The organism is Paenibacillus sp. cl141a, from assembly GCF_900109305.1.
GTDB lineage: Bacteria > Bacillota > Bacilli > Paenibacillales > Paenibacillaceae > Paenibacillus_AQ > Paenibacillus_AQ lautus_A.
Genome location: NZ_FNZO01000004.1, coordinates 487,261 through 501,074, shown reverse-complemented (window position 1 = coordinate 501,074; position 13,814 = coordinate 487,261). Strand labels below are relative to the sequence as shown.

The 13,814-nt window shown below is 52.2% G+C and carries 11 protein-coding genes and 1 other annotated feature; of the genes, 6 read left to right on the top strand and 5 right to left on the bottom strand.

Annotation, left to right across the window (positions count from 1 at the left end; translation table 11 throughout):
- Positions 1-86 precede the first annotated feature (86 nt).
- Positions 87-1,730 (top strand): type 2 periplasmic-binding domain-containing protein, encoded by a 1,644-nt coding sequence (locus BMX45_RS14870; protein WP_012818462.1) that lies wholly within the window; start codon positions 87-89, stop codon positions 1,728-1,730.
- A gap of 111 nt (positions 1,731-1,841) precedes the next feature.
- A complete protein-coding gene (locus BMX45_RS14865; RefSeq protein WP_090910331.1) occupies positions 1,842-3,227 on the top strand; it encodes a glycoside hydrolase family 30 protein in 1,386 nt (461 codons plus the stop codon).
- Between the two features lie 188 nt (positions 3,228-3,415).
- Here BMX45_RS14865 and BMX45_RS14860 read toward each other — a convergent pair whose 3' ends face one another.
- The gene (locus BMX45_RS14860; protein WP_090910330.1) at positions 3,416-4,333 is read right to left on the bottom strand and encodes an ArsR/SmtB family transcription factor; all 918 of its coding nucleotides are present in this window, start codon (positions 4,331-4,333) and stop codon (positions 3,416-3,418) included.
- A 158-nt stretch (positions 4,334-4,491) separates the two neighbouring features.
- On the opposite strand from BMX45_RS14860, the gene BMX45_RS31335 reads away from it, so the two are divergent.
- The 3 genes from BMX45_RS31335 (at position 4,492) to metG (ending at position 7,054) form a co-directional block, all read left to right on the top strand.
- Entirely contained in the window at positions 4,492-4,668 is a 177-nt protein-coding gene (locus tag BMX45_RS31335) for a hypothetical protein (RefSeq protein WP_175495112.1), read from the top strand.
- A gap of 57 nt (positions 4,669-4,725) precedes the next feature.
- Positions 4,726-5,046, top strand: a complete 321-nt coding sequence (locus BMX45_RS14855; RefSeq protein ID WP_090910329.1) for a sigma-70 family RNA polymerase sigma factor — start codon at positions 4,726-4,728, stop codon at positions 5,044-5,046.
- Between the two features lie 49 nt (positions 5,047-5,095).
- Positions 5,096-5,367: a binding site (T-box leader), on the top strand.
- A 46-nt stretch (positions 5,368-5,413) separates the two neighbouring features.
- Positions 5,414-7,054, top strand: a complete 1,641-nt coding sequence (gene metG / locus BMX45_RS14850; protein ID WP_090910328.1) for a methionine--tRNA ligase — start codon at positions 5,414-5,416, stop codon at positions 7,052-7,054.
- A 1,059-nt stretch (positions 7,055-8,113) separates the two neighbouring features.
- Here the strand turns inward: metG and BMX45_RS14845 are convergent.
- Both BMX45_RS14845 and BMX45_RS14840 read right to left on the bottom strand, forming a co-directional pair.
- On the bottom strand, positions 8,114-8,929 hold the full coding sequence (locus BMX45_RS14845; protein ID WP_254778082.1) for an alpha/beta fold hydrolase: 816 nt from the start codon (positions 8,927-8,929) through the stop codon (positions 8,114-8,116).
- A 342-nt stretch (positions 8,930-9,271) separates the two neighbouring features.
- Positions 9,272-10,390 carry an ATP-binding protein gene (locus tag BMX45_RS14840; RefSeq protein WP_090910326.1) on the bottom strand — a complete coding sequence of 373 codons (1,119 nt, stop codon included), beginning with the start codon at positions 10,388-10,390 and terminating at the stop codon, positions 9,272-9,274.
- Positions 10,391-10,619: 229 nt separating this feature from the next.
- Here BMX45_RS14840 and BMX45_RS14835 point away from each other — a divergent pair, with 229 nt between their 5' ends.
- Positions 10,620-11,504 (top strand): GNAT family N-acetyltransferase, encoded by an 885-nt coding sequence (locus tag BMX45_RS14835; RefSeq protein ID WP_090910421.1) that lies wholly within the window; start codon positions 10,620-10,622, stop codon positions 11,502-11,504.
- Between the two features lie 58 nt (positions 11,505-11,562).
- On the opposite strand, the gene BMX45_RS14830 is transcribed toward BMX45_RS14835, so the two are convergent.
- Both BMX45_RS14830 and BMX45_RS14825 read right to left on the bottom strand, forming a co-directional pair.
- The gene (locus tag BMX45_RS14830) at positions 11,563-12,621 is read right to left on the bottom strand and encodes a hypothetical protein (protein ID WP_090910325.1); all 1,059 of its coding nucleotides are present in this window, start codon (positions 12,619-12,621) and stop codon (positions 11,563-11,565) included.
- 315 nt (positions 12,622-12,936) lie between these two features.
- Positions 12,937-13,701, bottom strand: coding sequence for a DeoR/GlpR family DNA-binding transcription regulator (locus BMX45_RS14825; RefSeq protein ID WP_090910324.1), 765 nt, complete (start codon positions 13,699-13,701; stop codon positions 12,937-12,939).
- Positions 13,702-13,814 lie beyond the last annotated feature (113 nt).

Genomic DNA, 13,814 nt, shown 5'->3' with positions numbered 1-13,814 from the left:
GCTCTTTAAGGGAGTGGAACAGAAGCAAGCCTGTAAAGACAAGGGTTTATTGAGAAAGCGCTTTTATTTAAAGGGAGGGTTACAGGATGTTGATGAACAAGGCTATGGGTAAGAGAGGACTTACGCTGCTTACGGCTTTGATGGCCGTTGTGCTGGTTGTGAGCGGCTGCGGCGGATCGGGGGGCTCCGGCTCCAAGAAGGAGAATTGGGTTTCGATCGAGGACCGGTATACGCCGGATCCGGAAAAGCCGGCTTGGCAGCTGGACAAAAAAGAAGAGACCACCGAGCTGACTTGGTACGTGAATGCGGACTGGTGGAACACGGATTTCGGCAAGGACGTTGTAACGAAGAAGATCAAGGAAGACCTGAATATCAATATCAAATTCATTACGGGTGACGATACCAAATTGAATACGTTTTTTGCCGGCGGGGATATGCCGGATTTGATCACGACGTTTGACTCGAACTCCCCGGTCGTACAGAAAGCGGCTACATGGGCGCTGCCGCTGAACGATCTGGCCGAGAAATATGACCCTTACTTCAATAAGGTAGCGGCGCAGGATACCCTCAACTGGTTCCAATTGAAGGACGGCAAAACGTACGGATACCCAAACTATTCCAATACGCAGGAAGACTATGACAGCGGCAACATTCCTGCCAAAACGGCATTTATCATCCGCAAGGACGTGTACGAGGCTATCGGCAAGCCTGCGATGGGAACGCCTGAGGAATTCCAGGCTGCTCTCGCGGATATCAAAAAGCAATTCCCTGCCCTGATTCCACTGGGCTTCAACTCCATCGGCGAAGGAACGGGCTCGCTCGGCGACGTGCTGCAGGATTTCATCGGCGTGCCGCTGGAAGACGAGAACGGCGGCTTCTATAACCGGAACCTGGATGAAGACTATCTGACTTGGGTAAAGGCGTTCAATACCGTATACCGTGACGGCGCGATCAGCGATGACAGCTTTGCCGATGACGGAACGGCTTTTGAAGAGAAGGTTAAGGCGGGCAAATACGCAACAATCATGCTGGACGGCACGCCGCAGCAGGGCGGAAACCTACAAAGCTTCTACAGCAACAACAAAGGCAAAGAGTACATCGCGATTGACGGACCGCAAAGCACGGTCGGACATGCGCCGACTTTGAACCAATCCGGCATCACGGGCTGGATGATCAGCTTTATCACGAAAGAGAACGCAGACCCTGCCAAATCCATTCAGCTCTTCACGTACCTGTTAAGCGAAGAAGGACAAATGCTGATGAACTATGGCATCGAAGGCGAGACTTACCAAGTGAACGCAGACGGAACGGTGGAATTCCTGCCAGACGTGAAGGAGCTCCAGATGAACAATCCGGATACGTTCAAAAAGGACTACCGCATGGGCGAATTCATGTTCTTCGGACATGACCGCCACAAGGCGCTGAGCGGGGATGCTTTCCCGGATGCGATCAAGCAAATGCAGGAATGGGGCAAAGGCAAGCTGACGCCGCACTTTATTTTGGAGAATATCAATCCGGATCAGGGCACGCCGGAAGCGCGCTCCCTGACGGCCATCAATACGAAATGGAACTCCACGCTCGTCAGCATGATTCGCTCGAAGGATGATGCGACCTTCGATAGCCTCTTGAACGATTATAAAAAGTTCCTGGACGATAACAACTGGGATAAAATCGTCGAAGTCCGCAACGAGAAGATGAAGGCGAACAAAGAGAAGCTGGGGCTGAAATAACTTTGCGTTAATGGATGGGAGGGCCCCTTTCTTGGCAGGAGAGGGGCTCTTTCCAAGTTATCTTCGGTAAGCCATGGGCAGGAAGACATAAGAAACCTGGAGGGAAACAACATGCTGAACATCACCATCTACCAGTCAAACGGTGAAGAAGAATTATTCGTGAAGAAAGACAAGGCGCAGCTGACGCCCGTAACTACGGGTCCAGCGAAGCATACGGTTGTCATCGATGAGGAGCAGACGTTTCAGGAGATGGACGGCTTCGGCGCGTCCTTCACGGACTCCGCTGCTTATCTGATCCATCAGGTGCTGGAGACGAAGCAGCGTTCCGAGCTCATGACGCAGCTGTTCGATCCAAACGAAGGGATCGGGTTATCCGTACTCCGACAGCCGATGGGGGCATCGGATTACGCGCGTGACTTCTACAGCTACAATGATATGCCTGAGGGGCAGACGGATGTAGAGCTGGAGCAGTTCTCCATTGCGCATGACGAGGAAGATATCATTCCTCTCCTGCAGGAAGCGGTGAGATTGAATCCGGACGTGAAGCTGATGGGTTCCCCGTGGAGTCCGCCCGGCTGGATGAAGACGAGCGGGTCGATGATCGGCGGAGAACTGAAACCCGAATACTATTCGGTGTATGCTGATTATTTTGTGCGTTACATCAAAGGGTATGAAGCCAACGGGCTGCCAATCTATGCAATTACACCGCAAAATGAGGCATTATACTCGCCTGGTCATTATCCTGGCATGATCATGCTGCCCGAGGCGCAAAGCGATTTCATCAAGAATCATCTGAAGCCGCAATTCGTAAAGAACGGCATCGATACGAAAATCCTCTGTTATGACCATAACTGGGACAAGCCGGACTACCCGCTGACCGTATTAGAGCAAGCGGCCGACGCGGTGGATGGGGTTGCCTGGCACTGGTACGGCGGCCAACCGTCGGCCCAATCGGAAGTCTTCGAGGCATTCCCGGGGAAAGAGGTTCATTTTACGGAAGGATCGGGCGGGGAGTGGATTCCGCCGTTTGAGCAAGCCTTCTCCAATGTGATGCGGACCGGAATCGAGATTCTCCGCAATCACAGTAAATCTTACGTGCTGTGGAATATGGCACTGAACGAGAAGAACGGACCTACCGTGCCGGGCTTTGGCAAAAGCACCTGCCGCGGCATCGTGACGGTGAATCAGCAGACGAAGGAACTTACCTATACGCTGGATTACTACGCGCTGGCGCATTTTAGCAAGGTGATCCGTCCCAAAGCACGGCGTGTGGCATCTACCAGCCATGAGTCCATCCGTTCGGTAGCCTTCAAGAACACGGACGGCTCGATAGCCGTTGTGTTATTCAACGACAGCGAGGCTTCGGAGAGCGTGGCGATCCAGCTGCGCAGGGAAGAGGCGCTGCAGCTGGAAATGCCGGCCAAGAGCGCGCTGACAGTCAAGTTGGAGAGCAACGGATTGGAGGCTGCGGCGGCCTCTATAACAGCAACTGATTGAAAGCGGCGACCTTTATATCTGAATGATAAAAAGCCTGGAACGATGGTTCCAGGCTTTTTTCTGTTTTCGTTAGAGATCAGAACGTATAAACCTTTAGAGCTGTTGGCTCTGATCTCGCAAGACAATTGCGATCTGTTCTTGCATGACTATCGCTGTGTTCCCGAATTCGGTGGGGGACAACGCAGCGCTTATTCTTTTGTCAGACCGAACACGTAAGACTCCAGGAAAGCCTTCAGCTGAGTGAAGGATTCCGGTCTTGCGCTGTATTTATATCGTTCATTCGGCATTTTGAAGTGCATGCGCAGAAGGCCCGCGGTTTTAAGCAAGGAAAGGTGGTAGTGCAGGTTGCTCTTGGAAAGTCCGGTCTTCTGCTGCAGCTCCGTAAACGTGACGGGGCCGTCAGCCAGAATGTGCAGCAGCACGAGCCTCTTCTCGTCAGCCAACCCCTTGGTCATGCGCAGCAGCTGATGGGTCGGCGTATCTTCGTCTAGCTGCTCATCTTCTACGGCATAACTGATAATGAGCTGTTGTTTGCTCACGTAGTCCATCCGGTTTAACGGCTTGATGTGATAGGTGGGAATGAGCAGAATGGCGTTATATTCGTCTTCGGGATCGAGCACGATCCCGCTTGTTGCCTCATCGATCAAATCAATGTAGGGAAGCTCCCGGCTCAGCAGCTCCATGCGGGCGGCGGAACGCCCTAACAGCTCGTGAATTTCCGGCGTGATGGGATATGCCCGATGCCACTCCGACATGATTTCATGGCTCAGCTCCCGAAAGGTTTTTAGTCCCATCGGAAATCCATCTTCCAGATAAGGCGCCAGGATTTCGTACAAATGGCCTTCTCCCAAATCGGCGAACCAGGCAAGAAAACGCTCCACATTGTTTTTCTCCGGGCTGTCTGCGATGACCAGGTGCAGATAAGCAATAATCTCGCACAAGTCCAGCTCTTCCAACTTATCCATAAAAGACGCAGGAAGCTTCTTCTGTATATCCTTCCTCCATTTATTTCCCAGATCATGCATTTGGTTTTTATTATCCGTATATGCGAACAAGCTGGTGACCAGCTCGTGAACAGGCGAATAGTCAACTCTGATAAAGGTCATGAGCACTCTCTCCTCCGGTACTTATCATTCCAGTCTCATGTTACCACATCTTAGGGAAAATAAATATTGAACTTTTATAAAGTTCATATATAATTGAACTTAAATTATTAGTTCAAAAAAACATGAACTATTGTGCGGAGGAAGAGGAGTGACTGGATATGACCAATTGGTTCGTTGTGGAATCTCTGATCAAGCAGCAGCAGGCGGGGTTGGATCGAGAGGCCGGAGAGTCCTGGAAATATACGCATGATCGGGTACGTCTGTTGGCACGCTTCTTCCCAGCGAAGAGACGGCAATTTCAGCCGGTCAAGAAAAGAGCTCGAAATTTGAACTAACGGGAACAAGGAAGAACCGCTCCATATCCATCTAAGGGAAAAAAGGAGTTGAAATGAATGGACCTTTTGGCTGAGAACCGTTTAAGCGAGTGTGCCGTACAGGTGCCTGAATCGATCATGTACAGCAAAGAAAACCATGACGAGCTGTTGTCCGCCGTGCTTAGGCTGCCCGAAACCTTAAGACAACCGATGTATTTGTACTACTACGAGGATTTCAACACCTTGGAAATTGCGGAGGTGCTGCAGATTGAGCCCGAAAATGTCCGGAACCGCATGAGCAGAGCCCGCAAGAAGCTTAAAATGATGCTGGGCAAGAAGCTGGGAGCGATACGGGACGGCCGGGAAAGAGCTAGAAAAGTTGCGCATTCGTCCCCTTGACTTCTTCCGTGAAATTCGAGTATGATTTCCAGTAATTGAATAATGCGAGACAAAAGCAATGAAGAGAAAGAGTACCTTGGCAGCGTCTTTGAACAGAGAGCCCCGGCTGGTGAAAAGGGGTAAAGAAGGAGCCTTGGGAATATGGTCTCTGAGCTGTGCACCGAAACCCTGCATGGGGTTGTAGGCTGTGCCGGAACCCGCACCCGTTAACGTGCTAGGGTATACACGCGATATATTGGCGTCGTACCTGAAGAGGTGAATGCCGCAAGGCATGAATGAAATTGGGTGGTACCACGTGAGCCATAAGCTCTCGTCCCTTTGGGATGAGGGCTTTTTTTGTTGTCCAAAAAAAGGAGGATGATTTGATATGACGAACATTTTTATCGGCGGTGCCTGGCCTTATGCCAACGGATCCTTACATTTAGGGCGGCTTGCCAGTCTCCTGCCCGGCGACGTGTTGGCGCGTTATTTCCGCGCGAAGGGCGATCGCGTCCTGTACGTATCGGGCAGCGATTGCCACGGCACGCCGGTGGCGGTGCAAGCGATTCAAGAGGGCGTAACGCCGGGGGATATTGCCGATCGGTACCATGCGGAGTTTGCGGAGTGCTTTGCACAGCTGGGTTTCTCTTATGACTTATACACGCGAACCGATCAGGCGTTTCACCATGGCGTGGTACAAGAGCTGTTCCTGAAGCTGCTGGACAACGGCCATCTGTACCGTAAAACCGTGCTGCAAACGTATTGCGAAACCGATCGGCGGTTTCTGCCGGATCGTTATGTGGAAGGAGATTGCCCCGTATGCGGGAGCAGGGCCCGCGGGGATCAGTGCGATGCCTGTTCCACGATGCTTGATCCGTCCGATCTGACGAACAGGACATGCAGCATTTGCGGGAACCCGCCGGTGGAGCGGCCCACCGAGCATTTTTATATATCATTGTCGAGTTTCCAAGCTGAGCTGGCGGATGATTTGAGTAACGCCCAAGGGTGGCGGGATAATGCCGTGCATATGACCCGAAGATACTTGGAGGAAGGACTTCAGGACCGGGCGGCTACGCGGGATCTGACCTGGGGCGTGGATGTCCCGGTTCCGGGCTTCGAGGATAAGAAAATCTATGTTTGGATCGAAGCGGTCAGCGGCTACTTGTCCGCCAGCAAGCAGTGGGCCGCGGAGACGGGCGGCGATTGGGAGCCCTTTTGGCGCAAGGGGCAGGACGAAGTGACCGCTTACTATGTTCATGGAAAGGACAATATCCCGTTTCATACGTTGATCTGGCCCGCGCTGCTTAAGGGAGCCGGGGATTTGCATCAGCCGGATCGGATCATTTCTTGCGAATACATGACGCTGGAAGGGAAGAAATTCTCGACCAGTCGCAATTGGGCCATATGGGTGCCGGATTTGTTAAGCCGGTATCAGCCGGACTCGGTTCGTTATTTCCTCCTTGCGAACGGTCCCGAGAAGCGGGATGCGGATTTCTCCTGGAGGGAGTTCATTCACAGCCATAACGGCGAGCTGCTTGGCGCGTTCGGGAATTTGGTCAACCGGACCCTGGTGTTTGTGAACAAATCGTTTGACGGGAAAGTGCCTGAGGGCAGCATATCCGATGAGTGGCAGGGCCGGGTGGAGGAACTGTACCGGCAGGCCGGGGCGCTTATTGAGGAGGGTCGACTGAAAGAAGCGTTGGAGTTGATTTTCAGCGTGGTACGCCAGGCGAACAAATATTTCGATGAACGGAAGCCGTGGATTCAGATCAAGGAGGATCGAGCCGCCTGCGGGACCACGCTGTACACCTGCATTCTGATTATAGCCAATCTGGCGAACCTGCTGCAGCCGTTTATTCCGTTCTCTTGCGATAGGATCCGGGATTTTCTCTCGCTGGAGCCGCCTTCGTGGAAGTGGTGCCACGTTCCGGCCGGCATTCCGATTCATGGGGTGGAGCTGTTGTTTGAGCGCATCGATCCAAGCCGGATTGAGGAGGAGAGCCGTCGGCTGGGGGAGCTATCCCTTTAATGGGGAAACTCACGGCTACCCACCCATAGGGTCAGAAGCAATAGGAGGGTGCGAGCTATCGTCGCCATGATGAAATTCGTATTTGTACGAGGACTCTGCGAGGTGAAATAAAAGCATGATCATGGGAAGGGGGATGTAGAGACCAAGGGGAGAGGAGCCAGGAAGCAAAGTAACAAGAGTTGGGGATCGAGGAAGCAGAGTATCGGGAGTCGAGGATTGATGGAGCAGAGTAACAAGAGTTCGGAATCGAGAAAGCAAAGTATCGGGAGTCGAGGATCAAGGAAGCAAAGTATCAAGAGTCGAGGAATGAGGAAGCAGATTATCGGGAGTCGAGGTTCAAGGAAGCAAAGTAACAAAGGCCGGGATCGAGGAAACCGAGTATCGAGAGTCCGGGATCGGTGAAGCGGAGTATACGGTCGGAGATTGAGGAAGCAAAGTAACAAGAGTCGGGGATCGAGGAAGCGAAGTATCAAGGGTGGGATCGCTGGAGCAGAGTATCAAGAGTCGAGGATCGTTGGAGCAGAGTAGTAGGGGAACTTTGGCAATGTGCGAAAACTGATGAAGCAACGTCGCGTGAGTGATGGAGGTTTTTGATGGTTCTGGATTTGTGGCGTTTGGAGGACAATGGTTCCGTTATTTCTATGTTTTAAGCCATATTGCAGCGATTTGAGGACAGGAGATCCGCTATATTCAAAATTTACTGGGATTCAACCGCGTAAAGGCTGCATTAACGGATCCTATGTCCGCATTGGCCCAAAAGAGGCCCGAATATCAGTAAATAGCGGAACCAGTGTCCGCATGGACTCAAAAAAGGAACGAAAATCGGCGAATGGCGGATCCATATCCGCTCATTGGCCCAAAAGAGGCCCGAATATCACCAAATAACGGAAGCTGTGGCCGCATCCGACCCAAAAAGAGCGACTTTGAGCGAGTAGAGCATCGGACGATGCGCCTTTGAAGCCTTATGAAGCGAGAGTACGCCGCTTGAAGCACCGGTAAATACAAAGGGAGCCCAGCGGGAAATGCCGCGGGCTACTCTTCATTCAAGCTTTTACAAGATCAGCGATCCGTTTCGTGAATCCAATCCGTCAAGACGGCGTTAAAAAGCTCAGGCTCCTCGAACATCGGATTATGGCCGCTTTGCTCAAAAACGACCTTTCTCACGTTTGCTTGCGAGCCGTCTACGGCATCCCATAGCGACACGGGGCCGACCAAATAGTCGTACCGTCCAAGACCGATGAAGACGGGGATATCCACCTCTTCCAGGCAATCGATCAGATTCAGCCGCGCGAAGGCTTCTCCCCATAAATGATCCAAGACGGGCATGCTGGTAAAAATACCATTCCACATCCAAGCCGCATCATAGGCATAATCATAAAAGCTGTGGGCTCCCATCCGAATGCACATATGAGCAAACCGCCGTTCAGGCTCCCTTTGGATATCCTCCTCCAGCAGAGCGATATCCGCTTCGAACTGCCGTTTCCGCTCAGGGCTTGCCGTCTCATTGAAAAAAGCGATGCTCTGCTGCTGCCGCTCCGAACTATTGGAGGGTGCCGTATTCAGCAGGATCACCTTGCCGACGCGTTCCGGAAAGGTTTGGGCATACGCCAGCGCTATAATGGCGTGTCCTGAATGCCCCAATATGATAAAATCCTCCAGTCCCAACGCTTGTCTTGCCCTTTCGATATCATCCAGAACCTTATTCAGCGTATAGTCTTCCGGTTCCAGTGTCCGAGGAGGCTCCACAAAGCCTCGATGGTCCAGGAAAATCAATTGAAATAACGTATAAAGCTGCTCCGAAAACAAGCGGGGGTAGTAAACGCTGCTTCCCACCACCAATATGGGCTTGCCGTTTCCGCGAATGGAAACATTCAATGCAAAACCTCGCTCATTAACGTATCTCGTGTATTCATGTGTATCGTCCTCGTTTCGTTTTATTTTTTAATCGCACCAGCCCCTTTCCTGTTCGGATTCCATTACATTCTCCATAGAACGTTCCAGCATTCTATATCACCTCGATTAGCGTTCGTTCAAGCTCAGTATAGCATAGGAGCGCAGGCACTCGGTGTACCGGATACCAGGCTTTCGTACATCGCACGAAACTGCTCCCTGTAAGCACGGCACGTGGTCCGGGGCATGCTTGGATGGGTGCCAACCATATCTGCCGCTGCTGCAAAAAAACAAAGTATACAAGTTCGGACCGCTTCGAAAAGCCACTTATTCAGCGGTGTTCCGAATGGTCAGGGCAAGTGCAGGATAATCCGCGGCAATCGCGTCCTTGCGCTCAAGGATGCGGTCAAATTCAAAGGCTGAGCTGAACAATTCCGGCTCGGGCTTGAACGTCACGCTGGTTCCCGTCTCTTGAGTCAAACCAACCGTCAAAAGACCCGTCTGCGGTATGCCGTGCCGGTATTCCTGCCGGTATATGTTCCCGTCACGCCGAATTTCCACGGACAGCTGCTTGGAGAGGGCATTGACCACGGCAATGCTGATGCCTTTTTCCGCGCCGGGAACCAGAAAGTGCGCGCTGTTGTTGAAGCGGTGGACATCGGTCAGAATCGACTGCACAACGGGGACATCGGAATTCGGGAGGGCCTGCACCGGAATGCCTCTTCCGTTGTCGGTCACCGTCACGCTGCCATCCTCATGCAGGAAAATGCCGATCTGATCGCCATACCCGCTCGTATGCTCCAAAATCGAATTTTCCACCACGGCCCAAAGCAGCTGATGAATATCAAAGCCATGCGAGGGACCGAAGTACATCCCTGCATTGTTGCGGGTTTCCGACATCTCGAGGTAATCGCTGGCATCGAGCAGATCGCCGGCAGCGGACAACAGCAGAAGGAACGGCAGGCTTCGATGCTGGGGAAGAGCGTAGCGGCCCCCCTGCTCCTGGACGAGCAGGTCTGCGCCGAGCAGCGCCTTGAGATGATGATACAACTGACCCGTCGTCCCCATGTTCAACCGTTCCACCAGCTCGGAGCCCGATAGCGGCTCCGCCATGACGGCCTTCAAAATATCCAGGCGCTGCTTGTTGCCCAGGGCAGCGAGGATTTTGGCCGCCTTCTCGGTATTCATGTCCAGTAATTGATTCAATCGGCGTTGCTGTGGCTCCCAGCGGATGTTTTGTCCGTTCAGGTGCACCTGCCCGGAGTAGAAGACAGAGCCGTCTTCGGGATTGGGTTCATTTATGGTGGGCGCTGTTGCGATTTCTTGGCGGTATGGATTTGATGCGGATGCAGGTTTTCGTTCCATAAGAGCTTGATAAACAAGCTGCTGCAGCTCCGCCATTTGATTCTTTAAGACATCCATCTCTTGGAATAGATCACGTGTCATGTGGAATCATCAACCTCACTTTTGAGTATTATGTTATTACGTAATTATTATATTACGTAATTTCATTATTGTACACCCATTATAAGGAGATCGTTGTTTGAAAAAGCCGCTTGTTTGTCTATAGTTGTTTTTTCTCTGTTGTTGGCACTCCGATCACCTTACAATGAACGCAAAGGCTGGTGACATTCATTTGAGCGAAAGAATCATTCGTAATTTTGGGCAGGGCGACATGCCTCTGCTAGGCGAGTTATATCAGGCGGTATCCGCCGAGAATGCGCTGTTCTGGTGGGTGGGTGACCGGGAGAATTGGGAAAACGTGTTCTGCGCTATCGAAGACGGGAAGATGGTAGCTAAGGGTCAGGTCGGGCTCATAAACGTGATTCCGCCGGGATGTGCCCCGAACTGCAAGCATCATATTTACGTGAATCTCAAGGCGGTTCCGCATCGTGAGCGGGATTATGGCCTGTTGGACGAATTGTATCAGGTCCTGTATGAACGGGCGGTTGTCTTAATGAGGACTTTGCCGAAGACGTACGAGACGTATTTGTGCGTGGGCAATTATGTCCATGAGAGCGCAAATAATGCTTTTTTTACGGAGATGAAGGGGTTTCAGCCGCTGGAGAACCTTTATGCCATGAAACGATCGTTGGAGGAGCCCATTCCTGCCTCGCCGTTAGATGGTCGCTATCAAAATCGGTTGTGGAGGATCGAGTCTGCGGAAGAGGAAGTGGAGTATCTAAAGCTCGAAGCTGAAATTTGGCCGGAAGCGCCGCTGGGTCTCGAACGATTACGGGAATATAAGGCGCATTCCAACTGGATCGCCATGAATGTTCTGGAAGAGGATACGATCGTCGGCAGTACCATGGCATGGCAGGAGGAGGGGGATGGCGTGATTGAAGATGTGTTTGTGCGGGAACCGTGGAGACGGCGAGGGATCGCCAAATATCTGCTTTGCCGCGCCATGTCTTATCTTCAGGCTCATGGGTCCGCCACCGTCAAGCTGCAAGTAAAGGCAGCCAATGATACGGCGTTGTCACTTTATCAGTCGGTCGGCTTTGCCAGAGACCAAGAGGAGCACCGGTTTTACCTGCCGCTGGAGCAGGAAGTCGGCTAATACAAAGACCACGCCAGGAACGAATCCTGGCGTGGTCTTTTCTATATGAAATTAGGAGTTATGAGGTTGATTCTTCGCCGCCGGATACATACGGATTGGCATCCAGAATGCCTACCGTGACATCCCACAGCTTCGGCAGGAAACGGAGGGTCTCTTCGGCCCGCTGGAGCAGGTCATCGGTGGACGTTATGCCGAGATCGGCCAGAATCGCATCGAAAGCGGGTACATACTCCTCCTGAAATTCAGGACTCCCGTCAACCTCCAAGATGTTGTGGCAGCGGGCGAAGGTGGCCACCATCCAGAAGACGGCTTCCCGATGGCTTCCGTTTAGGATCAGCTCGCGGCTGCCGTCAATGGCAATCGGTCTTGCTTCCGGCGTAATGTCACTGCTGAAGAAGAAGGGCGTCTTGGCAATCGCAGCAGCGGCGTCGAAGGTGCCGGCCAGTCCGTTGAGATGATTCATGGCTTGCTCGGCAGACATGTCTTTACAGCCCAGCAAACGTAACAGCTCCTCGTAGACCTCCTCTTGGTTATATTCCTTCAGCACGTCGCGAACGGCCGCATAGCGGAGTCTGACCGTGGGGTTGCGAAGCGCAGCGACCAGAAGCATATGGGTGGTTACGCCGGTAGGAAACAGCCACGAGGTCACCTGGCGATGCCAAGGAGCGGAAGGATCTATGGATTGGAGGCCGTTCATGATACGTTCGCGAACGTTCTCACAGCGGCGGGTGACCCAGATCCGGTCGGCAAAGTGCCGCGAGACGTCCGTCTGCAGCTTGCGCAGCTGCCCGGTCGGGTCGGACATCAGGGTGTCTACGCGGAAGCTGCCGGCCAAATGGTAGGACGTTAATACTTGCTCGGGCGAAGCTAGGTCCTGCCAGGACAGATAGGTGACCTCGATCAAGGCGTCCTGGTAGATAAACTTCCCCGGTTTCAGCGGGGGCTCCGGATCCGCGGTGACTACAACGACGTCAATGTCTGATGACGGAGCCATCTCGGCATCGTCCGGCTTCCCGACCGTGGAGCCGCTGAAGTAAGCACCCATGAATCCAGGCTCCCTGCTGGCATGCTGCAAGACCCAATCCGTTGCCGCTGCTCGTGCTGATCCAACGTTCATAATCAGATTCCTCCTCTACCTGCATGGTGTCGTAGAAAGTAATAAAAATATCCTAATTTTCATTCCTTCATCATTATATGGACTTCCCTTCCAATGTACAACCGCTTACAAAGGGGCTTGGTCCGTCATCCCCATAATAAAGAGATGGAGATGCATGCAAAGAAGATCAATCTTTTATGGATGCAGGATTCTGGAAAAGGCTCGATACATATAAGCTGGCACCGGTCTCCACCAGTGTGAAATAAAAAACGGACATTCCCATACTCGCTGTCGTTCGGCGATCGGTAATGTCCGTTTTTGGCGTGATTCTCTATTCTATTCATCTGCAATCACAAGCGTTGTATTGGTCTTCTTGAACGTTGGAATAAAGCTTGGATGGACGTTCGCATCCGTCACGATGGTATCGATTCTGTCGAGCGGAGCGATGGAAATGGTAACGTCTTTGCCAAACTTGGTGCTGTCCGCCATGACAATCACCTCTTTGGACAGCTCGATCATTTTTTTGCGTGTGATGGCTTCTTCCAGGTTGTAGTCGGAGATGCCTTTTTCGATGGTGATGCCGCTGCAGCAGATAAACGCCTTCAGCACATTCAGCTCATGAAAGTTGAAGATGTATTCATACGCGACAACGGATTGCTCCTCCCGCCGGATTTTGCCGCCGATCATAATCAGTTCCACGTCGCTGTCCATCAGTTCGATCGCGACCGGAAGTGAATTCGTAACCACCGTCAGCTTCTTCTTATGCTTCACGTATTTGGCGATTTGGTACGTGGTCGAGCCGCTGTCGATGTAGATGCAGTCGCCGTCATGAACGAATTCGCTGCATTTGCGGGCGATCCGGTCCTTCTCTTCCAGCTGGCTAACCATGCGCTCATCCATGGAGGATTCGCCGATCCGGGACTCCACGAGCTTCACCCCGCCATAGATCTTCTCAATCCGCCCTTGCTTGGTCAGGGTGTTCAAATCCCGCCGCAGCGTATCCACGGAGACGTTCAGTTCTTCCGTAAGCTCCGTGATCTTCAGTACTTTTCGAATCGTAAGCAGCTCAAGTATTTTCTTTTGTCTCTCCAATGGAAACATTCGCTCACCCATTCAATCCGCATTAGTGGTTGATGCCTGTATTCATGTCTAGTTTACCGATTCGCACGGCCATGTTCAATAGAGTTACCTATATTATTCATAAGTTAGGCATC